This window comes from Allorhizobium sonneratiae, from assembly GCF_023700755.1.
Lineage (GTDB): Bacteria > Pseudomonadota > Alphaproteobacteria > Rhizobiales > Rhizobiaceae > Allorhizobium > Allorhizobium sonneratiae.
On record NZ_JAMKOJ010000001.1, the window covers coordinates 67,884 to 93,674 of the forward strand.

Annotated in this window: 12 protein-coding genes; 11 read left to right on the forward strand and 1 reads right to left on the reverse strand. The window is 60.1% G+C overall.

Annotation, left to right across the window (positions count from 1 at the left end; translation table 11 throughout):
• The first annotated feature begins 70 nt into the window (after window positions 1–70).
• From NAC44_RS00285 to NAC44_RS00320, 8 genes are all read left to right on the forward strand, one after another.
• The gene (locus NAC44_RS00285) at window positions 71–1,234 is read left to right on the forward strand and encodes a M20 aminoacylase family protein (protein ID WP_250936726.1); all 1,164 of its coding nucleotides are present in this window, start codon (window positions 71–73) and stop codon (window positions 1,232–1,234) included.
• A 57-nt stretch (window positions 1,235–1,291) separates the two neighbouring features.
• Window positions 1,292–3,136, forward strand: coding sequence for an ABC transporter ATP-binding protein (locus NAC44_RS00290; protein ID WP_250936728.1), 1,845 nt, complete (start codon window positions 1,292–1,294; stop codon window positions 3,134–3,136).
• 247 nt (window positions 3,137–3,383) lie between these two features.
• A complete protein-coding gene (locus NAC44_RS00295; protein ID WP_250936730.1) occupies window positions 3,384–4,025 on the forward strand; it encodes an exopolysaccharide biosynthesis protein in 642 nt (213 codons plus the stop codon).
• A gap of 106 nt (window positions 4,026–4,131) precedes the next feature.
• Entirely contained in the window at window positions 4,132–5,097 is a 966-nt protein-coding gene (locus NAC44_RS00300) for a UDP-glucuronic acid decarboxylase family protein (protein WP_250936732.1), read from the forward strand.
• Between the two features lie 362 nt (window positions 5,098–5,459).
• Window positions 5,460–12,170, forward strand: a complete 6,711-nt coding sequence (locus NAC44_RS00305) for a M10 family metallopeptidase C-terminal domain-containing protein (protein WP_250936734.1) — start codon at window positions 5,460–5,462, stop codon at window positions 12,168–12,170.
• A gap of 52 nt (window positions 12,171–12,222) precedes the next feature.
• Window positions 12,223–12,621: a DUF6165 family protein gene (locus NAC44_RS00310; protein ID WP_250936736.1), complete on the forward strand. Its 399-nt coding sequence runs from the start codon at window positions 12,223–12,225 to the stop codon at window positions 12,619–12,621.
• Between the two features lie 98 nt (window positions 12,622–12,719).
• Entirely contained in the window at window positions 12,720–17,750 is a 5,031-nt protein-coding gene (locus NAC44_RS00315; RefSeq protein ID WP_250936738.1) for a tetratricopeptide repeat protein, read from the forward strand.
• A complete protein-coding gene (locus NAC44_RS00320; protein ID WP_250936740.1) occupies window positions 17,747–19,258 on the forward strand; it encodes a tetratricopeptide repeat protein in 1,512 nt (503 codons plus the stop codon). The genes NAC44_RS00315 and NAC44_RS00320 overlap by 4 nt, the downstream gene beginning before the upstream one ends.
• On the opposite strand, the gene NAC44_RS00325 is transcribed toward NAC44_RS00320, so the two are convergent.
• Window positions 19,242–20,444 carry a glycosyltransferase family 4 protein gene (locus tag NAC44_RS00325; RefSeq protein WP_250936742.1) on the reverse strand — a complete coding sequence of 401 codons (1,203 nt, stop codon included), beginning with the start codon at window positions 20,442–20,444 and terminating at the stop codon, window positions 19,242–19,244. The two genes, NAC44_RS00320 and NAC44_RS00325, sit on opposite strands and share 17 nt — an antisense overlap.
• A gap of 271 nt (window positions 20,445–20,715) precedes the next feature.
• Here NAC44_RS00325 and NAC44_RS00330 point away from each other — a divergent pair, with 271 nt between their 5' ends.
• From NAC44_RS00330 to NAC44_RS00340, 3 genes are read left to right on the forward strand one after another with little or no spacing between them, the layout of a single operon-like run.
• On the forward strand, window positions 20,716–22,929 hold the full coding sequence (locus NAC44_RS00330) for a peptidase domain-containing ABC transporter (protein WP_250936743.1): 2,214 nt from the start codon (window positions 20,716–20,718) through the stop codon (window positions 22,927–22,929).
• Window positions 22,901–24,280 carry an HlyD family type I secretion periplasmic adaptor subunit gene (locus NAC44_RS00335; RefSeq protein WP_250936745.1) on the forward strand — a complete coding sequence of 460 codons (1,380 nt, stop codon included), beginning with the start codon at window positions 22,901–22,903 and terminating at the stop codon, window positions 24,278–24,280. Before NAC44_RS00330 ends, NAC44_RS00335 begins: the two co-directional genes overlap by 29 nt.
• Window positions 24,277–25,602, forward strand: a complete 1,326-nt coding sequence (locus NAC44_RS00340; RefSeq protein WP_250936747.1) for an SEL1-like repeat protein — start codon at window positions 24,277–24,279, stop codon at window positions 25,600–25,602. The genes NAC44_RS00335 and NAC44_RS00340 overlap by 4 nt, the downstream gene beginning before the upstream one ends.
• The last annotated feature ends 189 nt before the right edge of the window (window positions 25,603–25,791 follow it).

A 25,791-nucleotide genomic window follows, 5' to 3' on the forward strand; every position in this document is an offset into this window, starting at 1 on the left:
TGCCAAAGCTCTGTCTGATGAACACTATGCCGCTAAAACACGAATGGGAACAGCGTAGAAGAGGTGTTTCATGCCCGTTTTGAACCGTGCCAGCGAATTGCAGGAAGAAGTGACCGGCTGGCGTCGGCATCTGCACCAGCAGCCCGAACTTCTCTTCGATGTGCATCAGACGGCGGCTTTCGTGGCTGAAAAGCTGAAGGAATTCGGCTGTGATACGGTCAAGACCGGCATCGGCAAAACCGGCGTTGTTGGCATCATCAAGGGCAATCGCGGCGAGGGCCGCACCATCGGGCTGCGTGCCGACATGGATGCATTGCCGATCAGCGAAATCACCGGTGCGCCCTGGGCCTCAAAAGTGCCGGGCAAGATGCATGCCTGCGGTCATGACGGTCATACCGCCATGCTGCTCGGAGCGGCGAAATATCTGGCCGAGACGCGCAATTTCGCCGGTTCGGTGGCGGTGATCTTTCAGCCGGCGGAAGAGGGCGGCGGCGGCGGTCTTGCCATGGTTGAGGACGGCATGATGGAGAGTTTCGGCATTTCCCAGGTCTTCGGCATGCATAATGCGCCCGGCATTCCGCTTGGCGATTTCGCCATTCGCAAGGGCTCGCTGATGGCGGCCTCCGATACGTTCGAGATTACGGTCTCCGGCAAGGGCAGCCATGCGGCGACGCCGCATCTTTCCGTCGATCCGGTGCTGGCGTCTGCCCATATCGTCATTGCGCTGCAATCCATCGTTTCCCGCGGCACCGATCCGCTGGAATCCCTGGTGATTTCCGTCACCACCACCCATGGCGGCGATGCCTATAACGTCATTCCCATGGATGTGAAATTGACTGGAACCGTGCGCACGCTTTTGCCTCAGATTCGCGATTTTGCCGAAAAGCGTCTGAAAGAAGTGGCCGAAGCCACCGCTGCCGCCCATGGCGCGGTGGCCCATGTCCATTATCATCGCGGTTATCCGGTGACCTTCAATCATGCCGATGAAACCGATTTTGCCGCCTCTGTCGCGGCAAAGATTTCCGGTGACAGCCATGTGAAAACGGATATGGCTCCGAAAATGGGGGCGGAGGATTTTTCCTATATGCTGGAAAGCCGTCCGGGCGCCTTCATCTTTCTGGGCGTCGGCGACACCGCCAATCTGCACCACCCGGCCTATGACTTTAATGACGAGGCGATCCCCTATGGCATCAGCTATTGGGTGACGCTGACGGAAACGGCACTGGCCGCCTGATAGCGGCATAATTCCCGCCCGTATATGAGGCCCGCCCGACCATGAGGAATGAGGATGATGGCTGACAACATGCAGACCGCGAAAGGCACGCCTGTGCTGTCGGTTGACAATCTCACCACATCCTTCCGGGTGGGCGACCAATGGCGCTCGGTGGTCCGGCAATTGAGTTTCGATGTCGGGCCGAAGGAAACCGTGGCGATTGTCGGCGAATCCGGCTCGGGAAAGAGTGTCACGTCGCTGTCGATCATGCAGCTTCTGCCCAAGGGTGTCAGCCGGATCGAAGGATCGGTGCGGCTGAACGGTCGGGAATTGCTGACGCTTGCGCCGGAAGACATGCGGCGCGTGCGCGGCAATGACGTGGCGATGATCTTTCAGGAGCCGATGACCAGCCTCAACCCGATCTTTCCGATCGGCAAGCAGATCGCCGAGGCCATTTTATGCCATCGTGATATCTCGCGCGCCGAGGCGAAGGCGGAAGTCATCCGGCTGCTTGACAAAGTGCGCATTCCCAATGCCAAGGGCCGGTATGACGAGTTTCCGCACCAGTTTTCCGGCGGCATGCGCCAGCGCGTGATGATCGCCATGGCGCTTTCCACCAGACCGAAGCTGCTGATCGCCGATGAGCCGACCACGGCGCTGGATGTGACGATTCAGGGCCAGATCCTCGACCTGATCAAGACGCTTCAGGACGAGGAGGGCATGTCGGTTCTGTTCATCACCCATGACATGGGGGTGGTGGCGGAAGTCTCCGACCGCACCATCGTCATGTTCCGCGGCGATATGGTCGAGGCCGGCACGACGGATGCCATCTTCCACCGCGGCCAGCATCCCTATACCCGGGCGCTTCTCTCGGCGGTGCCGAAGCTGGGCTCGATGCAGGGTAAAGAGCGGCCGATGCGCTTCCCCATTATCGATATCAAGACCGGCGATATACAGGATGAGGAGCGGGAGATCCGCACGCCTGCCGGTGACCGTCATCCGATCCTGACCGTTTCCAATCTGACGACACGCTTTGCCATTCGATCAGGGCTGTTCAGCCGGCCCTCCGGGGCGGTTCATGCGGTGGAAAATGTCAGCTTTAGCCTGAAGCCGGGCGAGACCCTGTCGCTGGTGGGCGAATCCGGCTGCGGCAAATCGACGACAGGCCGCTCGATCACCAGGCTGGTGCAGCCCTCCGGCGGGGCCATCGAGGTGGATGGCTATAATGTCATGGGTCTCGATGAGGGCAATCTTCGCCGCATGCGCCGCAGCATCCAGATGGTGTTTCAGGACCCGTTCGCCAGCCTCAATCCGCGCATGACCGTGGGTGCTGCCGTGATGGAACCCTTCATCGAACATAAGCTCGGGACAAAAGCCGAGGCGCGTGACAAGGCGGCCCATCTGCTGGAGCGGGTGGGGCTCGATGCCGAGATGATGCGGCGTTATCCGCATGAATTTTCCGGCGGCCAGCGTCAGCGTGTCGCTATTGCCCGCGCCTTGATGCTGGATCCGAAGATCATCGTTGCCGACGAGGCTGTCTCGGCGCTCGATGTCTCGATCAAGGCGCAGGTCTGCAATCTGCTGCTCGACCTGCAGGAAAGCCTCAATCTCGCTTATCTGTTCATTTCCCACGATATGGCCGTGGTTGAGCGTGTCAGCCATCGGGTGGCGGTGATGTATCTGGGTGAAATCGTCGAGATCGGTCCGCGCGATGCGGTGTTCGACAATCCGCAGCATCCCTATACGAAAAAGCTGATCGCCGCCGTGCCGGTGCCCGATCCTGCCCGGCGCAAACTGACCCGGCAGATCGCCACCGACGAAATCCGCAGTCCGGTGCGCCCGCTTGACTACAGGCCTCCGGAGAGACGCTACCGTCAGGTGTCGGAAGGTCATCTCGTGCAGATGAGCGACGAGGCCTATTGAGGTCTTGTCCCTGCGGTATTCCTCCTGACATCGGGTGTCATCTCAGGAGACAAGGATAGAATCCACGGGTGACAAGCAGGTCGTTTCGTTATGCGTTCGCGCTCTTGTGCGGGTGGTTCCGTCTTCCCATATGCTGACCGAGACAGGGCCTTCTGATCGGCAGGAACGATCTGCAAGGCCTTTCATGCGAGTATTGGCGATCCGGTGGATGCGCGCGGGATGTCGCAACGGGTGAGATGGAGCAGCAATGGACGCAGGCAGCAACGCGCATCGGCAAACGGGCGATCATGCCCCAAGATTGTCCGATGTGCTGGTCACGCTCAGCGCCGATGAAACCCGGGAACGTATTGCCATCGGCGATGTCTTCGCGCTTCTGGGGGACAGGGCCTTCGGTGCGCTGATCCTGGTCTTTGCCCTGCCCAATCTGGTGCCGACGCCCCCCGGCACGTCGGCTCTTCTCGGGGCGCCGCTGGTGTTCCTGACGGCGCAGCTCATGCTGGGCCTGTCGCCCTGGCTCCCGGCGGTGATTGCCCGACGTTCGCTGCTGCGCCGCGATTTTGCCGCCGTGGTTGAACGGGTTCTGCCCTGGCTGAGGCGAGGGGAGGCCTTGTTCAAGCCACGGCTTGAAGTGCTGGTGCGCAGGCCATTGGAATATGGCCTGGGTGTGCTTGGCCTGATCATGGCGCTGGTGCTGTTTTTGCCGATCCCGCTTGGTAATATGGCACCGGCTGCAGCCCTTTGTCTCATGGCCTTTGCACTTTTGGAAAAGGATGGTCTGGCGGCTCTTGCCGGGTCTGTGCTGTCGGTCCTGTCGCTGGTGCTGGTTGGCGGTGTTGCGCTGGGGCTGGCCAAATCCGCTCTGTATATGATTCAGTCCTTTGCCGGTTGATGACGCGATACCGTCAGCCTGAGGAAAGCTTCGCTGTCTAGTCTGGCGCTGTGATACAGGCATGACGCCTGTCTTGCGCCAGAGAATTTGCCATGAGGGGCGAGCTATGGTCGAAAAAATGCGGATCTTGGTTGCGGGTGGCGCCGGTTTTCTCGGCTCGCATCTTTGCGGGCGGTTGCTCAGCGAAGGCCATGAGGTGATCTGCCTCGACAATCTCCATACCGGTTCGACACAAAATCTCCGCAGCTTCATCGACCAGCCGCGTTTTCAGATGATGCAGGCCGATGTCGGCGAGCCTTTGCCGGGGCTCAGGGTCGATCGCATCTACAATCTGGCCTGCCCGGCGTCTCCGCAACATTATCAGTCCGATCCCATCGCCACGATGAAGACCAATGTGTTCGGTGCCATCAATCTTCTGGATCTTGCGGTCAAGTGCGGGGCGCGCATTCTTCAGGCCTCCACCTCGGAAGTCTATGGCGAACCGCTGGTGCATCCGCAGCCGGAAGACTATCGCGGCAATGTCTCGATCACCGGCATTCGCGCCTGCTATGACGAGGGCAAGCGGGCGGCGGAAACCCTGTTCTACGATTATCACCGGATGCATGGCGTCGATATCCGCGTCGCGCGCATTTTCAACACCTATGGGCCGGGCATGCGCGCCGATGACGGCCGCGTCGTTTCCAATTTCGTCGTGCAGGCGCTCAAAGGTGAGCCGCTGACGATTTATGGCGACGGCTCCCAGACCCGCTCCTTCTGCTATCGCGACGATCTCGTTCTTGGGCTGCTCGCCCTGATGGAGACACCAGAGGCCGAAGCCACGCCGATCAATCTCGGCAATCCCGGTGAATTCACTGTGCGCGAACTGGCTGAACTGGTGCTCGAACTGACGGGATCGGCCTCGCGGCTGGACTTCCTGCCGCTTCCCCAGGACGACCCGACCCAGCGGCGTCCGGATATTTCGCTGGCGCAAAGCGTTTTGAAGTGGCAGCCACGTATTGCCCTCAGAGACGGGCTTTTGCCGACGATCCGCTATTTCGACGCCTGCCTGTCGGGATTGGCCCAACCGGTCTGATCTGCAGGCAATCATGCGTAAAAACAAAGAGTTAGAGCATTTCATTGTTTCCGTGAAACAGTGAAATGCTCTAAAGCACGTTGCGGCTTATCAGCCTCGGTCAACGTGCTTTAAGCCTTTTTATTTCGCATCTTGCGTCCTTGGTGCGAAAGGGCAGAGACCGGGCTTGGCGTGGCATGCCGGCCTGTTTTCCGAAAGCGCATCTTCTTTCGGTTGTTTCCGACTTTGTTGATAAATCGCTGACGGCAAGCTTCACATAAGTTTCACTGCATAACCTTTTCGCGAACGCCGGTCGAATCTTTCTCGGCCTGATGCTTTCTGCTGCTGACGGATGTCAGCCTTGACCGATATGGGGATTGACTGTGGCTACCACGAAAACGACGACCGTAAGCGATCTTTCCACTGTTACAGGCACGACAAGCTCCGATTACATCATCGTCACCAGTGAGGTGTCGGGCCTCTCTCTCGATCTTGGCAATGGCTATGACCGTCTCGTTCTCGCCGATGGCGGCAACACAATCACGCTCCTCAATGTTGAATCGCTGAAAAGTGGTTCCGGTGACGATGTCGTTTCCTACGACACCAAACTCACCTCCGGCACTATCGATCTGGGCGCAGGCAACGACATCGTTACCTTCTCCGACTATGGCGCGACAGCCACCATCGCCAATGTCGAAACCATCATCGGTGGGCAGACCAACGATTACATCACTTTCAATGCCCAGGCGCTTGGCACCTATATTGATCTCGGGGATGGCAGTGACCGCGTCTATCTCGGCAATTATGTCAACACGATCACGGCAATCGATGTCGAAACTGTCGTCGGCGGCACCAAGAACGATACCGTCTATATGCAAAACAGCGACAGCGAGACGGTGCGCCATATCGATCTCGGGTCGGGCAACGACTATCTCAATCTCGGTGACGGCGGCGGCACGGCCTATGTGGCGAACACGGAAACCATCATTGCCGGCTCCGGCGACGACATTATTTCCCTGAACAGCATTGCCTCGAAGATTTATATCGATACCGGCGACGGTGAAGATACCGTCAAGCTCGGCGCCTATAACAACACGTTGACGATTGCCAATGCCGAAAGCATCATCGGCTCCAGCAGCGCCGATTACGTGACGCTGGGTGCCGCCGCAAACGGCGCTTTCGTATCCTTGGGCACGGGCAATGATACGCTGGTCCTGGGCGATTACGAAAACACCGTCAGCGTTTCGACCGTGGAAACCATTCTGGGCGGCTCCGGCGATGACGGCGTGCTGTTGACCGACGCCATGAAGGGCTATGTCGATCTTGGCGGTGGCAATGACACGCTGCATATCAGCGACAGCGGTGCGACACTGACGGTGCTCAACACCGAAACCGTCATTGGCGGCGCAACCAACGATTACATCATCTACAAAACTGCTGTCACCGGCGGCGTCGTCGATCTGGGCGACGGCAATGACCGTGTGACGCTGGCGAACTACAACAACACCGTTACTTTCGCCAATGTCGAGACCATCACCGGCGGCACATCGAGCGATGTCATCACTCTCACATCGACGTTGTCGGGAGGCACGATCAACCTCGGCAACGGTATGGACAGCCTGACGCTCGGCGACGGCGGCAACTCGCTGAATGTCAACAATGTCGAAACGATGATCAGTGGTTCGGGCGATGACGTCATCACCTATGCACTGTCGTCTTCGGGCGCCTATATCGATCTTGGAGACGGCAACGATATTCTGAGGCTGAGCGGCAGCGCCAATACCGTCACCATTCTCAATGTCGAAACGCTGACCTCCGGCTCCAGCAACGACAACATCGTCTGGGCCTCGCAGGTGACCGGCAGCCAGATTTCGCTTGGATCGGGCAATGACAAGCTGACGCTGTCCAATTTCGACAACACCGTCTCCTTCGCCTCGATCGAAACGTTGACGGGCGGAACCGGCAATGACGAAGTTTACCTGACCAGCACCACGACCGGGGCTTTCATCGATCTGGGTGACGGCAACGACATGTTCACCTCGATCAACGGCGGCACGGTCACGCTGCGCAATGTCGAAACGGTCATGGGTGACGACGGCATCGAAAAGATCACGTTCGACCGCGCAGCCCAGGGTGTCTATATCGATCTTGGCGAGGGGACTGACAGTGTCACTTTCGGCAATTACAACAATACGGCAACGCTGTTGAATGTTGAATCGATCACGGCGGGCTCGTCGAGCGACGTCATCACGCTGGAGTCGGAAATTACCGGCGGCACCATCGATCTTGGGCGCGGCAATGACCAACTGACGCTGAGCGATGACGGCGCAACCTTTACTGCCGCGAATATCGAAACCGTCATCAGTGGCAGCGCTGATGACGACATCACCATCAGCACCTCCCTGACCGGCGGCTCCTATGATCTTGGTGACGGTAACGACACGCTGACCCTGACCAGTTCGGTCACGCTGACGATTGCCAATGTCGAAACCCTGGTTGGTGCGGGCACGACCAGCCCCAACAGAATTACCCTGAGTGCCCAGACAACCGGCCTGGACATCACGCTTGGCGCCGGTAATGACAGTCTGGTGCTGGCCAATGCCGACAATACGGTTACGGTCTCCTCGGTTGAATCGGTTCAGGGTGGCTCGGGCAGCGATCTGATCTACCTGAATGACACCTCCACCGGCGCCCGGATCAATCTGGGCGATGGCAATGACGAACTGCACATGCTGAATGGTGGTACGGTGACGGTTCAGGATGTCGAAACGGTGATCGGCGAAAGCAGCTCAGATATCGTCACCTTCGGCAATGCGGCTCAGGGCGCCTATATAGATCTTGGCGAGGGCACCGACAGCGTTACCTTCGGCAATTACAACAACACAGCGACGCTGCTGAATGTCGAAACCATCACGGCCGGCAGCTCGACCGATGTGATCACGCTTGGAACTGCCATCGATAATGGCACGATCGACCTTGGCCGTGGCAACGACCAACTGACGTTGAGCAATGATGGCGGCACCTTTACCGCCGCCAATATCGAAACACTGATTGGTGGTTCGGCGGATGACGCGATCACCATCAGCACAGCAATCACCGGCGGAACTTACGATCTTGGTGACGGCACCGATACGCTGACGCTCAATAGTGCCGTCACGATGACGTTGTCCAATATTGAAACCGTGATCGGGACGGCCACGACCAGCTCCGACAGGATCACGCTGGGTTCCCAGGCGACGGGGCTGACAATTTCGCTCGGCACCGGCAATGACAGCCTGAACCTCGGCGATTACGACAATACGGTCACAATTTCCTCGATTGAATCGGTGCAGGGCTATACCGGCAGCGATACGGTGGTGCTGAACGATACGCCCACCGGAGCTCTGATCTTCCTCGGCAACGGCAGCGACATGCTGCATATGCTGAACGGCGGTACCGTCACCGCGCAGAATGTCGAAACACTGATCGGCGAGAGCAGCGCCGATATCGTGACCTTTGGCAAGGTGGCCACCGGTGTCTATATCGATCTCGGCGGCGGCAATGACAGCGTCACCTTCGGCAATTTCACCAACACTGCAACGCTCTTGAACGTTGAAACGATTACGGCAGGCAACACCACCGATCTGATCACGCTCGGCGGTGGTGTGACCGGTGCGATGATCGATCTTGGCAAGGGCAATGACGAACTGACAGTGAGCGACGAAGGCGGCACCTTCACCGCCGCCAATGTCGAAACCCTGATTGCCGGTGCCGCCGATGACAGCATCACCATCAATTCGACTCTGACGGCGGGCTCCTATGACCTTGGGGACGGTTACGACACGCTGACCCTGACAAGTTCCGTCAGCATCACGGTCGCCAATGTCGAAACCCTGATCGGCTCGGATACGACGAGCAACAACAATATCGTCTGGGGCGTGCAGGCAACTGGCAGCGATATCACGCTCGGCAGCGGCAACGACCAGCTGACGCTTGCCAATTTCGACAATACCGTGACGCTGAGCTCGGTCGAGACGGTCACGGGCGGCACCGGCGACGACAATGTCTATTACGCCAGCAGCAGTTCGGGCGCGCTGATCGATCTCGGTGACGGGGATGACAAGTTCACCTCGGCCGGAGGCGGCACTTTCACCCTGCGCAATGTGGAATCGGTGATCGGTCAGAGCAATTCGGATGTGATCATCTTCGACCGTGCGGTGACGGGGGCCTATATCGATCTCGGGGAAGGTTCCGACAGCGTCACCTTCAACAATTTTGCCAACACTGCGACACTCCTGAATGTCGAAACGATCACCGCAGGCAATTCCAGCGACATCATCACGCTCGGCTCGGAAATCAATGGTGGTATCATCGATCTCGGCAAGGGCAATGACCAGCTGACGCTCAACAATGATGGCGGTACGCTGACGGCGGTCAATGTCGAAACCATTATCGGTGGCACATCCGACGATGAAGTGACCCTGACGGGCAGCGTCACCACGGCCACCATCGATCTGGGCGATGGCAATGACACGCTGACGGTAACCGCCAGCGGCACCTTCAGCATCGCCAATGTCGAAACGCTGAACATGAATGCGGCCGGCACCTATTCGCTGACCAATGCTGAAACCATCACCGGCACCACCGGCACGCAGAATGTCGTTCTCTCCAGCGCCTATAGCGGCAGCGTCGATCTCGGCGACGGGTCCGACTCGCTGACCATGGCGAACGGATCGAACACGATCACCGCCTCGAATATCGAGACGATCACTGGCGGTACCGGCGATGACATGGTGACGCTCGGCACGGTGAGCGCCAATTCGATCATCGATCTTGGCGACGGCAACAATACGCTGAAATTCGGCGATAGCGGCGGTTCGCTCACGGTTGTCAATGTCGAAAGCATCATTGGCGGCACTGGTAGCGACATCGTTGTGTTCAAGGATGCGCAGACCGGCGTGTCGATCGACCTTGGTGATGGATCCGATGCGGTCATCTTCGCCAACTATGCCAATACGGCGACGCTTTCCAACATCGAAACGATCACCGGCGGTACCAATTCCGACGTGATCACGCTTGGTCAGGCCACCACCGGCATGTCGCTCGATCTCGGCAAGGGGCTGGACCAGCTCACGCTATCCGCCGATGGCGGCACGCTCAGCATTGCCAATATTGAAACCGTCATCGGTTCCGACCAGAACGATATCATTACCTTGTCCTCGGCCATGACCGGTGGCACGATTTCACTCGGTGACGGCAACGACCAGTTCATCATCGGCGATGTCGGCGGCACGGCAACGATTTCGGGGATCGAAACCGTCACTGGTGGCTCGGCCAATGATGTCATCACGCTTGCGGCAGATGAGACAGGCACGATCGATCTGGGCGGCGGCAACGATGCTGTTATCTTCTCCAGCACCGGCAACACGGTGACGCTTGCCGGCGTTGAGACGGTGACGGGCGGTGCCGGAGACGATTATGTCGAGTTTTCCGCTGCGGTGACCGGTGCGACGGTCAATCTTGGTGCGGGCAATGATGTTTTGAAAATGGACTCGGCTGGCGGTACCGTTACAGTCACCGGCACGGAATCCATCCTCGGTGATGTCGGCTCCGATATTATCACCATCGGTGAGCAGATGACTGGCGGCATCATCGATCTCAATGCCGGTAACGACCAACTGATCCTGAACAATTCCGTCAACACGGTTACAGTCGAAAATGTCGAAACCGTCACCGGTGGTTCACAGCAGGATACTGTCTATCTTGCCGGCACCTATACCGGCGGCACCATCGACCTGGGCAGCGGCAATGACAGCCTGATCTTCGGCGCAAGCGGTGCAACCGTCACGGTTGCCAACACCGAAACGATCACCGGCTCGACTGGCGACGACGTCGTCACCATCAGCGGCTCGATCGGCGGCGCCAATATCGATCTCGGTGACGGTAACGACACATTGACCTGGTCGTCCGGTCTGACGGCGACGGTGTCCAATGTCGAAACCATCACCGGCGGCTCAAATTCCGACATCATCACGCTCGCTACGCAATGGGTTAACGGTTATATCGATCTTGGCGACGGTTCCGACAAGCTGACTCTGGCGAATTATGCCAACACCGTCTCGCTTGCCAATGTCGAGACGGTCATCGGCCAGTCCTATGACGATTATATCGCGATCAACAGCTCTACTTATAGTGGCTACATGAATCTCGGCGCTGGCAATGACGAGGTACATCTGGCCTCGTCCACCAGCACCGCCACCCTTCTCGGGGTTGAGTCGGTCATGGGCGGTTCCGGTGACGACAAGGTGACGATCGGCGATCAGGCAACCGGGATCAGCATCGATCTCGGCGACGGCAACGACACGGTGGCGCTTGGCAATTACACCAATACGGTCAGCCTCTATAACGTCGAATCCGTCAGCGGCGGCAGCAATTCCGACGTGGTCTATGTCACCGATACCGAGATTTCCAACGGTCAGTATTTCCTTGGCACCGGCATGGACTATCTGAGCTTCGACAAGGCGGCGACGGCCACCGTCTCCAGCGTCGAAACCCTGGTGGGATCGAGCTATGACGACAACATCACCGTTTCCGGCCAGTATACCGGGGTGGCGATCGATCTCGGCAGCGGCGAAGACACTCTGACCCTCGGATCTGCCTCGACCCTGACCACGGTCAATATCGAAAACATCAATGGCAGTTCCGGCGCCGATTATATCGTGCTCTCCGGATCGACCAACACAACGGTCAATCTGGGCGCGGGCAATGACACCATTGTCATGGGCGACGGTCAGGATACGGTCACGGGCGGCGACGGCTCCGACCTTTTCATCTTCAACTCGACGGCATCGTCCAGCACGTCCAGTCCCGATACGATCACCGACTTCGTCAACGGGTCTGACAAGCTGATGTTCAGCGGTCTTCTGAGCGGCACCTTCTCCTATCTCGGGACCGACACGACCCTGTCGGGCACGGGCAATTCGGAAGCCTATTTCGTCAACGATACCGCAACGCTCTATGTCGATACCAATGGTGACGGCACGGTGGACATGCAGCTCACTTTGTCGGGGAAAACCGCCGACAACATGTCCGCCAGCGACTTCCGATGGAGTTGATGGCCGCGTCCCGGCCATCTACCCTTGCGGCAACGCGAATCGGAGAACGCATATGATCGAAGTTCCTGTGTCCTGGGGCGAACTGATCGACAAGATCACCATTCTGGAGATCAAATCGGAGCGGATTGCTGACGAGGCCAAACGCGCCAATGTCGAGCGGGAGCTTATTCTGCTCACCGAACGGCGAAAGCCTGTGGAAAACCATGAGGCCGTTCGGGCCATCACCGCCGAGCTGCGTGCGGTCAACACTGCGCTCTGGGAGATCGAGGACGATATCCGCGATTGCGAGCGCGCGGGCGATTTCGGCAGCCGTTTCATTGAACTTGCCCGTTCGGTCTACATCACAAATGATCGTCGTGCCGATCTCAAACGTGAGATCAATTCGGCGCTGGGTTCTGCTATCGTCGAGGAAAAATCCTACAAGCCCTATACCGTAGAAAAGGCGTCTTGAAGGCGTCTTGACGGATCAGGAATGGGATTGTCAGACGGGTCGGGAGCCTCCGCCTGTCGATGGTGCGGCCATGATGGCCGGAAGAGGGAAGGGTCGTCATGACGGCGCAAGAGATTTCGCACTGCCGTTCGCTTCTGGCTGAAGGAAAGGCGAGCGAAGCGCTCGAACGGTTGGAAAGCCTTGCCAGCGCCCATCCTGATGATGGCGATGTTCAGCATTACCTTGGCCTTGCCCGCCATCTTGCCGGTGGATCGGCGCAGGCGCTTGCCGCTTTCGAGCGGGCCGCCGAGCTTCTGCCCGAGGATGCGGCGGTTTTCCAGAACATGGTGCTGCCGCTTCTGGCCATGGGTGAGGAAGCGCGCGCCGTCGAAATGGCGCAAAAGGCTGTCAAGCTTGCGGCCTCCGCAGTTGGTGCGCGGATCAATCTGGTCATGGCGCTGATTTCCGCGCGTCGTTTCAAAGAAGCGCGGGCCATGGTCGAGGCAGGGCTGGCGCTCAAATCCGACGACCCGGTGCTTCTGCGGCAAAAGGGGGTGATCCTTCTTGATCTCAAAGAAGATGCTGCCGAGGCGGAGCGGTGTCTGCGCGCTTCCGCCGCGCTGAAGCCGGATGTCGAAACCTTTTACAATCTGGGTGTGATGCTGCATGGGCAGGCCCGCGACCGCGAGGCCGTCGAGGCCTATCGACAGGCACTGATGCTGTCGCCCAAGCACAAGCCGTCCTTGAACAATCTCGCCGCCAGTTTCCGCAATATCGGCGAGGTGAAGCGCGCCGAACGGGTGCTGACGCAATTGCTAACCCTGGAGGACAGGCCGGTCTTTCGTTTCAACCGCGCCTGCCTCACCCTGATGCAGGGGGACTGGCTCACGGCCTGGGCCGATTATGAAGGACGGGGCGAGGCCATGGGCACGCAACCCGATCCGGCTCTCGTTCAAGGCCCGCGCTGGCAGGGCGAAACGCTGGCTGAGGGTCGTCTTCTGGTGTTTCACGAGCAGGGCCTTGGCGATACGCTGCAATTCATCCGCCTTTTGCCGGAGATTGCCGGGCGGGTCAAACAACTGATCTTTGTCTGCCAGCCGAAATTGTTGCGGCTATTGCGCTCGGCCCCGATGTTTCGCGATGGCCGGATTGCCCTTGTGCCGCATGGGGCGGATCTGCCAGCCTATGACGTCTGGCTGCCGCTTCTGTCGCTGCCGGGCATTGTCGGGCTGACACCGGACAGGACCGGTTATCCTGCACCCTATCTGCGGGTCGAGCAGACGCCTGCTGAACATTGGCGTAGCTGGCTTGCCAGCCTTGATGGCCACCATGAAGACCAAGGGGCGGCAAAGCGGCTCAAGATCGGCCTCGTCTGGCAGGGCAATCCCAAGGCCTATGGCGAACCGGGACGCTCGCTGCCGCTTGCGGCGTTTCAGCCGCTGGCCACCCTCGGCGACAGGGTCTGCCTGATTTCCCTGCAAAAGGGTGAGGGGGCGGACCAGTCGGTGCCGGAGGGGATGCACCTGACCGTGCCGCCGGACCTCGATCCGTCTGACGATGCCTTTATCGATACGGCTGCCCTGATTGCCTCGCTCGATCTGGTGATTACCTCCGACACGGCGGTCGCCCATCTGGCAGGCGCACTGGCCAAGCCCGTCTGGATGCTTCTGAAAAAATCACCGGACTGGCGCTGGGGCCTGTCCGGTCTTTTAACCGACTGGTATCCGACCATGCGGCTGTTCCGGCAGACGGAGGCCGGTGACTGGCAGCACGTGATGGCGGATGTGCTGTATGATCTTCAGGTGCTCTTGTCGACACCACGTCGTCTCGACCCGGCCCCGATGGAACCGGAAGCCTGCCTTGAAGAGGCGGTGAGGCGGCATCAGGCCCGCGATTATGCCGGGGCACTGCCGCTTTACCGGCATGTTCTTTCACACAACATCCAGCCGGACCGGGTCTGGAACCTGACAGGCATGGCCATGCTGGAGGCGGGCGGACGGCGCTCTGCCTCCGGGCGACAGGCGCTGCCCTTTTGTGCCTGGGCTGTCGCCTTGAGACCCGCAGCCAGCGACATGTGGAGCAATTTCGCCATTGCGCTCGATGCAGCGGGCCTGAAGCAAGACGGGATGCGGGCGCTGCGCCATGGCCTCGTCTACCGGCCGGACCATCTGCCCTCGCAACTGGCCATGGCACGGCGGGAGACGGCTGCCGGCAAGGCGGAGGCCTCGCTTGCCCGCGTGGCGGCATTGTTGAAGCAAAATCCGCATTCGGCCCAGGCTCTCTCCGTCTATGCGGCAGCGGCAACGGCGCTTGAGAAGCTGGACGAGGCCGAGGCGGCGCTGAAGCGGGCCATGGTGCTGGAGCCGGAGCTTGCCGCCCACAAGGTGCAGCTCGGCGCGGTGCTGTTGAAAAAGAAACAGCCGCAGGCCGCCCGGCGTCTTTGGGAAAAGGCGCTGGTGCTCGACCCCACCAATGCCGATGCCTGGAGCAATCTGGGTGTGGCCGAGCGCAATCACGGGCTTGTCGATCTTGCCATCTGGTTTCAAAAACAGGGTGCGCGCGCCCAGCCGGATCATGCCGAAAGCTGGAGCAATCTCGGCATCAGCCTGATGGATGGCGGCTATGAAAGCGAGGCCGAACAGGCCTTCAGCAAGGCGATTGCCGCACGACCCAACTATGCCGATGCAGAAATGGCGCTGGCCATGGCCTATATGAATCAGGGCGATTATGCCCGTGGCCTGCCGCTTTACGAACGCCGTTTCGATGTGCAGGCGCTGGGTATCGATCGGGACAAGGTGCGCCTGCCGATCTGGCAGGGTGAGGATCTGACGGGCAAATCCATCTTCGTTTTGGCCGAACAGGGCTTTGGCGATGCCTTCCAGTTCTGCCGTTATGCCATGCTGCTGAAACAGCGCGGTGCGGCAAAGGTGGTGGTCGGCACACGCCGCAAGATTGCCAGCCTGATGGCCACCGTGCCGGGCATTGACGGGGTGATCGCCGAAAGCGATGTCATCCCGAAGCTCGACTATCAGGTCTTCATGATGAGCCTGCCCTATTATTGCGGCACGACAGCCGAGACCATTCCGGCCTTTCCCGCCTATCTTGCCGCCGACCCTGAACGGGTGACGACCATGGCAGGCTGGTTGACGGAAAAGCCCGGTTTTCGCGTCGGCCTTGTCTGGCAGGGCAATCCCGATCCGCAGGTGGACAAGGGTCGCAGCTTTCCTTTGAGCGTGCTGCAACCCCTCTCCGAGGTGCCGGGTGTGCGGCTGATTGCTCTGCAGAAAGGGCCGGGCGAAGAGCAGATTGACAGCGCCGGTTTTGCCGTCGAGCGGCCGCCGGAAGGGTTTGACGAAGGGCCGGACGCCTTTGCCGATACGGCGGCGATGATCATGAATCTCGATCTTGTCATCACCTCGGATACGGCGGTGGCGCATCTGGCTGGTGCGCTTGGTCGCCCCGTCTGGGTTCTTCTCAAATCCCATGCCGAATGGCGCTGGCTGCGCGGTCGCGCCGACAGTCCATGGTATCCGCTGACCCGGCTTTTCCGCCGGGTGACGGACGAGGTGGAGAGCGCACCCTTTGCCGGTGTTGCAACCCGGGTGGCCGAGGCTTTGGCGTCTCTGGTCAAGGGTGACCGCAGCCAGCTTTTCGTCACGGAGGAGCCGGTCGTGGCCGTGCCGGACAAGCCGGCTGGGCCGGCGCGGCTTGCCGAGGCCATTCGCCGTCACATGGCAGGCGAGGTCGCGGCTGCCGAGGCCGTCTATGCCGACCTTCTCAAGGATGAGGCGATGCGGGCCGAGGCGCTGCATATGCTGGGCGGCATCGCGGTCGAGCGGATGCAGTATGATCGCGGCTATCTGCTGCTGAAGGCTGCGGCAGAGCTTGGTCTGGCGACGCCGGTGTTTTTCACCAATTTCGCCATTGCGCTCAGAAATGTCGGGCGCACGGCAGAGGCCGAAGACTGCCTGAGAAAGAGCCTTGCCGAAACGCCCAGCGCCGAAGCCTATATGACGCTCGGCAATCTGTTGCGTGACACCGACCGTTATGACCCGGCGCTTGAGGCCTATCATCGCGCCATTGAGCTGCGTCCCGATCTGGCCAAGGCCCATCGCGGGCTTGGCAATGCATTGCGCGAGATGGGGCGGCCTGAAGAGGCGGTGTCCGCTTTCGATGAGGCGCTGCGGCTTGAGCCGGGCGATGCCGAAACCCTGATCGACCGCGCTCATGCGCATTTGATGGCAGGCAATTTGCAGCAAGGTTTCCGCGATTACGAGGCCCGCTGGAAAGGGGCAGAAATGGTCGAGCGCGTGCTGCCCATGCCGCGCTGGACCGGAGAGAGCCTGCCGGACAAGACCCTGCTGATCCATGGCGAGCAGGGGCTGGGCGACCAGATCCAGTTCGGTCGTTTCGTGCGTCAGGCAGCGTTGAAGGTGGGCCGGGTGGTGCTGGAACTGCGCGATCCGCTGATTGAGCTTTATTCCACCCTCGTCAACGAGGCCAACAATATCACGCTTCGCCGTCAGGGTGTCGATGCCACTGACGATGCCGATTGTGAAGCGCCGATCATGAGCCTGCCGCTTATCCTGGGCACGACGCTGGAAAGCCTGCCGGGACCGGCGCTGTTTCGCCCCGATCCGCGCCGGGTGGCGGCCTGGGAAGGGCGTTTCGGCGGGCGTGAGGCGTTGCGCGTCGGGCTGATCTGGCAGGGCAATCCCCATGCCCGCGCCGACAAGGGACGATCTCCGCCGCTCAAACGGTTGAAAGCTTTGTTCGAGGTCGAAAACACCCATTTCATCAGCCTGCAGTTTCGTGACGGGCTGGAGCAGGTCGAGGGGCTGGATTTTGCCGCCCGCATGGAAACGCCGGGCGAGGCGCTCGGCAATTTTGCCGAGACGGCAGCAGCGATTGCCGCGCTCGATCTGGTGATTTCCTCCTGCACCTCGACCTTGCATCTGGCCGCCTCGCTTGGCATTCCAACCTTTGCGCTGCTCAAATATGCCGCCGACTGGCGCTGGATGGCAGGACGGACGACCAGCCCCTGGTATCCGGGGCTGAGGATCTATCGCCAGCCGGTACCGGGCGACTGGGAAAGTGTGGCGAAAGCAGCGGCTCAGGATCTGGCCTTTTATGCGGAGCGTAAGCGATGAGTGACGAAATCTCTCTCCAGCAGCTTTTGCAGCGCGGCTTCAACAGCCATCGTGAAGGTCAGTTTGAGGCGGCGATTGCCGATTATCAGGCGGTTTTGTCCGCAGAACCGGATAATGTCGATGCGCTGCGTCTGACAGGGGCGGCCTTTCGGGCGCTTGGCGATCTCAACCGGGCGCTCGCCCATTACACGCGCGCGCTGCGTCTTGCTCCCGACAATGGCGATATCTGGTACAATCTCGGCAATGCGCTTGGCGATACGGGACGGCGCGAGGATGCGCTGGAAGCCTATCAGCGGGCGGCGGAACTGATGCCGGACAAGCCCGCGCCACTTGCCAATATCGGTGTAACCCTTGCCGCCCTTGGGCGCGCGGACGAGGCGATGGCGGCCTATGAAAAGGCGCTGGCACTCGACCCCGATCATCGCATTGCGCTGCATAATCTCGGCAATGCCCATTCCGATCGCGGCGAGATGGAGACGGCGGTGCGGCTGTTGCGCCGGGCAACCGCGCTTTACCCCGAGCTTGCCGAGGCCCATTACAATCTCGGGCTCAACCTGCTGAGACTTCAGGATTATACGCAGGGCTTTGCCGAATATGAATGGCGCTGGCAAGCCAAGGAATTTCCCAGCCCGCCGCGCCATCAGACCATTCCCGATTGGGATGGACGGCCCTTTGCCGGCAAGACCCTGCTCATTCACGCCGAACAGGGGCTGGGTGATACGATCCAGTTTGCCAAGCTGCTGCCGCTGGTTAAATCGCTCGGTGGCACGGTGATCTTTCAGGCGCCTGACCGGCTGGAGCGGCTGTTGAACGGCATTGCCGGTGCAGACCGCGTGACCTGCCGCGATCCGGGGCCGGGTGAGGCCGATCTGCAATCGCCGCTTCTCGGCCTGCCGCATCGCCTGCGGCTGACGCTCGGCAGCGTGCCGACGGGCGAGCGCTGGCTTTATCCGGCAACACAGGCCGTGGCGCGCTGGCGCGAACGGCTGGGGCTGGAAGAGGGCGCGCGCGCCATCGGTTTCGTCTGGCGCGGCAATCCGCTCTCTCCGGCGGAAAAGGGCCGAAGCCTGGACAGTGCCGAGGCGTTAAAGCCTTTTGCCGCGCTGGAAAACACCCGGCTGATCGCGCTGCAAAAACTCAGCGAGGACGAGATCGAGCTTGCCGAGACACCGAGCGGCTGGAAGGTGAAGGGGCTGCCCTTCACACTCGAATATCCGGGAACGGATTTCGACGAGGGCAAGGATGCTTTTCTCGATACGGCTGCGATTATGGCCTGCCTGTCCGGTGTGGTCTCGGTCTGCACCGCACCGCTGCATCTGGCAGGGGCGCTCGGTTGCCCGACCGTTGGTCTGATCAAGAAAGTGCCGGACTGGCGCTGGGGGCTTTCGGGCGAAACCTCCCCCTGGTATCCGAGCCTGACGCTCATCCGCCAGCAGGTCGCGGGCGATTACGCCCCGGCGATTGCCGAGGCGGTCGTCAGGATGCGGGCGATCATAGATAAGCGCTGACGATCTTTTTCATCTGGTCTGCAGTGCGCGACCAGGTATAGCCGGCGAGCTTGGCCGCGCCGCGCTCGCCGCGGCGGCGGGCGTCATTGCGGTCCTTGAAGGCTTTTTCCAGCGCCTCGTCGATCTCCTCAATGCTGCTTTCCCCCCATCCGGCAACATCGCCGACGCCGGCTCCTTCTCCGGCAACGGCGCTTTGGCTTTCCAGAGCATAGCAATTCTGGCCGTCGATCAGGTCGAGATGGCCGGTATTGGCCGACAGAATCGTCGGCACGCCTGAGGCCATGCATTCCATCGCCACCAGATTGGTGCCGCCTTCGCTGCGATTGGGAAAGAGGCCCACATCCATTTCGCGCAGGATTGGCGGCATCATCGCATTCGGTACGCTGCCGAGGTCGATGAACTGATGCGGCTCTATGCCGTTTGCGGCAATCCAGCCAGCCTGATCGATGACGCCCTTGTCATTGACGGCAATCGGGGCAGCCTTGCCCGAACGGTTGAGTGTCAGCGCCAGCTGCGGCCATGGGCTATGCCAGGCCGACACCAGCACCGCCTCCGGATGGCGCTTGGCAAAGCGGGCAAAGGCGGCGACCACGAGATCCTGACCTTTCCTGAGTTCCAGCTTGCCGCCGGAAAAGACCAGAAACCGGTCGGCGAGCACGCCTTGACGGGGTGAGGGATGAAACAGCGTCTGGTCCACGCCCTGAATGACCGTGGTGACATTGGTGATGCCGTGGGCGCGCAATATGTTTTCGTTCCAGCTCGATCCGGCAATGATCAGCGGCAGGCTTTTCGCACGCGCTTTTGCCTCATTCGACAGTTGCGCCAGTTCAAAGAAGACGACGCCCAGCGTCGGCGTGCCGGTGAGCTGAATGCCCTTCGGTCCCGGTGACATGGTGAATTCATTGCCAAGCCCGGCCAGAACCGGCGTGTTGACGCTCACCTGTTTGTCCGTCTGCTGCTCGAGGCGGGCAACAAGATCGGCCGAGGCATGGAAAAAGCCGGAAAGGGCGCGCCTGCGCAATTGGTCCACCACCACCTGATCATGCGAAAGCGGAAAGGAGGTGACCGGCTCGATCCGCGAATCAGCCGACCAGTTGAGTGCCAGATTGAGCCCATAGACGCCCCAGCCGAAAAAGCTGGAAATGCCCCAATGGATGATGACCGGGCGTTTTTTGATCTGGTTCACGTGTCAGCAGCCTTTGAAATCGTTATTTTCCATAAGTGTAGCGGTGTTGGGGCGTCAGGAAAACGATCTTCCTCCGTTATCAACTGATCCTTTGTCTCTCACGAAAGGGTGAAGACAAGCCCGTCACAATCCAGCACCGCGAAAGCTTCCGTCTTTAGGGTCCTCTCGAATGGGTCCGTAAAGGGGTGGTCAGGACGTGGGGCCAGACCTTGGGGGATCCTCTGCAACTCTCGCCATGTGTGCTTCCGGCGAATGAGAAAGAGGTGTGTCGATGAATGTAGAAGACAGGGATCTGGGTGAAGACGGTCTTGCCAGATCCAATCTTGCTGCATTGGCTCTTGCTGCGCAGAAACTGGGTCTTTCACTATCCTCGGAGCAAATCTCCCGCGATTTTGGCGAGGCGCGTGCGCTGTCTTTGAAGCAGATGGCGGAAATTGCCGGTGAATATGGCCTCAAAGCCCGCCCAGTGCGTCTGAACTGGAAGCTTCTCACCCAGATGGATGAGGCCGTCGCCGCCCTTGTGGCCTTGAGTGACGGCGCGATGCTGGTCTTCGATAAATTCGTCGACGATCCCGTCACCCCGCGCATCGTCTTTCGCGATCCCGCCGATCCGAAGGGTGCACGCATTGTCGTCGACGAGTTGCGGCTGAGCGAATACTGGGACGGTCATGTGCTCTTGATGAAGCGCGAGATCGTCGAGGAAGAAAGCAGCAAGGATGAATTCGGCTTCCACTGGCTGTTTGCCCAGGTGTTGCAGGATGGCCGTCTGGTGCGCGACCTGTTCATCGCTGCCCTGACACTCGGCATTCTGGCGCTGGTGCCATCGATGTTCTACATGGTGGTGATTGACCGCGTTATGGTGCATCACCGCATGTCAACGCTGGCGCTGATGGCTATCGCCATCATCGTGGTGCTGATCTTCGACATGCTGCTGAGCTATATGCGCCGCTCCGTCTCGGCCATTGTTACCGCCAAGATCGATGTCCGGCTCAATCTGTTGATCTTCGACCGTCTGTCGCGCCTGCCCATCGATTTCTTCGAGCAGAATGCCACGGGCGGTATCGTCCACCGGCTTGGCGAGGCGCGCCGTCTGCGCTCCTTCGTCACCGGGCAGGTTTTCGGCTCGATGCTCGATATGCTGTCGCTGTTCGTGCTGGTGCCGACCATGTTCCTGCTGAGCCCGGGCCTGTCCTTCTGGGTGCTCGGCCTTGGCGCGGTGATGAGCTTCATTCTCTATCTCTATATGAAGCCGATCCGCCGGGCCTATGGCAAGGTGATGACCAGCGAGCATCGCCGTACCGCCATGCTGATCGAGATGATCAACGGCATCCGCACCGTGAAATCGCTGGCGCTTGAAGGCCGCAAGCGGCGCGAATGGGACCAGAAGGTGGCCGAGGCCGTCAACAGCCAGACCGACCTTCTCTTCCTCGCCAATCAGCCGCAAACCCTGCTCGCGCCGCTGGAAAAGCTGATCTATGCCGGGTCGCTGCTGATCGGCGCCTATCTTGTCATCGTTGACGAGCATACGGTGATGACCGGCACGCTGGTCGCTTTCACTATGATCGCCATGCGCGCCACCCAGCCGCTGGTGCAGCTGGCGGGCATGATGCAGCAGATGGAAGAAGCCCGCGGCGCGCTGAAACAGGTCGCCTCCGTCATCAATGCCGAGCCGGAACCGCGCCGTGAAAACGGTGCGCGCCCCGAGGTCAAGGGTCGCATCAGCTTCGAGGATGTGCGCTTTGCCTATACGGGTACGCAATTGCCGGCGTTGAATGCGGTGAATTTCCATGTCAAGCCGGGCAGTGTCGTCGGTCTCATGGGCCGCAGCGGGTCGGGCAAAACCACCGTTACCCGGTTGTTGCAGGGCCTGCATCAGAGCTATTCCGGCCTGATCCGCATCGATGGGGTCGAGCTCAAAGAAATCGATCTCTATCATCTGCGCACCCAGATCGGCGTGGTCTTGCAGGAAAGCTTTCTGTTCCGCGGCACGATCCGGGAAAACATCCTGATCGCCAAGCCGGACGCCACACCCGAAGAGATGATCGAGGCGGCCCAGATGGCTGGTGCCGACGAATTCATCGAGCGTCTGCCGCGCGGTTATGACACCATGCTGGAGGAGCACGCCACCAATCTTTCCGGTGGCCAGCGTCAGCGTCTGGCGATTGCCCGTGCGCTGGTGCTCAATCCGCCGATCCTGATCTTCGACGAGGCGACCAGCGCGCTCGACCCGGAAAGCGAGTCGATCATCATGCGCAATCTGAAGCGCATTGCCCGCGGCCGCACCGTGCTGATGATTTCCCACCGGCTGTCCTCGCTGGTCGATTGCGACCAGATCCTCGTGCTCGACCGCGGGCAGTTGAAGGATAGCGGCACCCATCATGACCTCATGCGCCGCTCGGGCGATTACCGCCACCTGTGGAACCAGCAGAACCGCCATCTGACGACGGGACAAGAGAATGACGAAAACATTAACGCTGTCGCCTGACGAACATCGCTATGCGGTGCGCACGACGGCAGAATTTCTGTCGGAAAGCGCCACCATTCTGCATCGTGCGCCGCCACGTTCGGCGCGGCTGACGATCCTGACCGTTGCGGCGATGATTGTTGCCGCCATCCTGATTTCGGCGCTGATGCCGATCGAACGGGTGGTGAGCGCACGCGGGCAGGTGTCTTCCGTTGCGCCGCATATTGTCGTGCAGCCGATCGAAACCTCGATTGTGCGGCAAATTCTCGTGCATGACGGTCAGGAAGTGACAGCAGGCGAAGTGCTGGCCACGCTTGATCCGACCTTTTCGCGCGCCGACCAGACCTCGCTCAGCCGTCAGGTGGCGAGCTTGACGGCGGAAGTCGCTCGTCTCAAGGCCGAAATCGACGGTCACGATTACGTGCCGATCCCCAATGACAGTTTTGGCCAGTTGCAGCGTCGCTTCTTTGAGGCGCGCCGCCAGCAGTATCAGGCCTCCATGGCCAATTATCAGGCCAAGATCGCCTCGCTTGAAACAACGCAGGCGCAAATGCAGGCCGAACTCGACGTCAATCGCAAGCGTCTGGCGCTGAGCGAGGAAGGCGAGGCGATGAAGGACAAGCTCGTCCAGCAGAAATTCGCCTCCCGCGCCGATGCCCTGAAAAGCAAGGACCAGACGCTGTCCGTCACCGCCCAGATCAAGGAACTGGAAGGCAAACTGGCAAGCGGCGCCCATGACATTGATTCGGTCACGGCGCAGATGCATGACCAGATGCAGCAATGGCGCTCCGACGCCATGGGGCAACTGGTCAAGCAGCAGGTGCAGCTCAATGGGGCCATCGAAGAACTGGCCAAGGCTGACAAGCGCCATGACCTGATCGAACTGCGCGCGCCAGAAGATGCGACCGTACTGGAAATCGGCGATTTCTCCATCGGCTCCGTCGTTCAGACGGCGCAGAAAATGTTCATTCTGGTGCCGAAATCCTCGCAGATGGAAGTGGAAGCGAAAATTTCCACCCAGGATCAGGGCTTTCTCCATGTAGGGCAGGATGTGGATATCAAGCTCGATGCCTGGCCCTTTGCCCGCTATGGCGGCCTGAAGGGCAAGGTGCGCTCCATCAGTCAGGACAGCCTGAACACCGGCCGCGATGAGACCGCCCGCAACAGCGACCAGAGCGGCGCCTCCGGCCAGCCCTATTACATTGCCCGCATCACCATTGTCGATCGCAAGCTCAAGGTGACACCGCCCGATTTCAAGCTGATGGCGGGCATGACACTGACGGCTGATGTGGTGGTAGGCGACAGAACCATTGGCTCCTATCTGTTTGACAGGGTCGTGCCGGTGATGACCGAAGGGATGCGTGAACCATGATGAAATTTTTGCCCTTCACCCGCTGGTTTTCACTGAAAACCGCCTATCGCCAGGGCATGAACAAGCTGGCGACCGGACGGATGCCGATGGCGGCGGCAGCCCTGCAAAAGGCCGCGCGCGGCGGCCATGTCGGGGCATCCTACGAACTGGCCAGACTGTATGAAAACGGCCGCGGGGTGATTTCCGATCTGGGAGAAGCGCGGCGTCTGGCCAAATATGCCGCCGACAAGGGCCATGTTGAGGCCATGGCGCTGACGGCGCGGCTTTATCTGCTCTCGCCCAGCCTGCAAATGCCCTCAACGCCTGCGGCAAAACGGCTTTACGGCGATATGATGAAGATCAGCGCCGATCCGGAACTGGCGCGCGATTATGCCCTGATGGCGCATCAGCACGGCAGTGTCGAAGGGTCGGCGCTGGCCGGCTATCTGTTTGCCTCCGGCATTGGCGGCGAGGCCGATCCGCATACGGCACTGGTCTGCTATGAACCGGCGGTGGCGGCGGGCAATGTCCGCGCCCATCTCGGCATGGGCACGCTGTTTGCCGGTGGCCATCTGGGCGAGGTCGATCACAAGCGGGCGCTGCCCTATTTCAAATTCGCCGCCAAGGAAGGCAATCGCACGGCACGGCATTATCTGGCCATGCAATATCTGTACGGGCTGGGCTGCGAGAAGAAGGAAGACAAGGCGCTGAAGCTTCTGGCGGCGGCTGCCGCCAAGGGCTATCAGGCCTCGATCGACGAACTGGCGAAATATTATCTCGATGAAAAACATCCCGAGCGCGACCGGGTCAAGGGCATTCGCTGGCTGACGGCGCTGGGCCGCATGGGCGATCAGCGCGCCTGCCGCGAACTGGAGCGGCGCTACCGCAATGGCATCGATGTCGAGGCGAATATTTCCGAAGCGCTGATCTGGCTGGAAAAAGCGGCGCTGAAGGGCGATGTCGCGGCCCAGTTCCAGATGGCGGTGATTACCGCCACCGGTGGCGGCGGCACGGAGGCCGATCTCAATCAGGCGCGGCGCTGGTTTGAAATGGCCGCCCATAACGGCCATGCCATTGCCATGGTCAATCTCGGCCGCTTCCGCATGAAGGGCATTGGCGGGCCCGTCGAGCTTGCCGGGGCGCAGGAGGTGCTGGAGCGTGCAGTGGAGGCGGGCGAAATGGCCGCCTATCCGGTGCTCGGCGAATTCTATGCCTATTATGCCGATCCCTCAGACCTGGATGCAGCCCGCGACATCCTGCGGCATGGGGTGGAAAAGGGCGATGCCGTCTGCCGCGATATTCTGGGACGGCTGGAAGCCAAGCATTTCGCCGAAGTTGCATAAGCATCAGCAAAGACCTTAGAGCATCGTGCCGGAAATCGGGGCCGGTACGATGCTCTCAGATTTTTTCCCGCATCGGTTTTTTCCGAAAACCGGTTCCCACTTTTCGGCCGATGCTCTAGCAAAACCAGCGAGCCGCAGCCTCTTGCCGGAGGCGGCGGCTCTTCCCACATGGAAGGCGTGATGATTGTT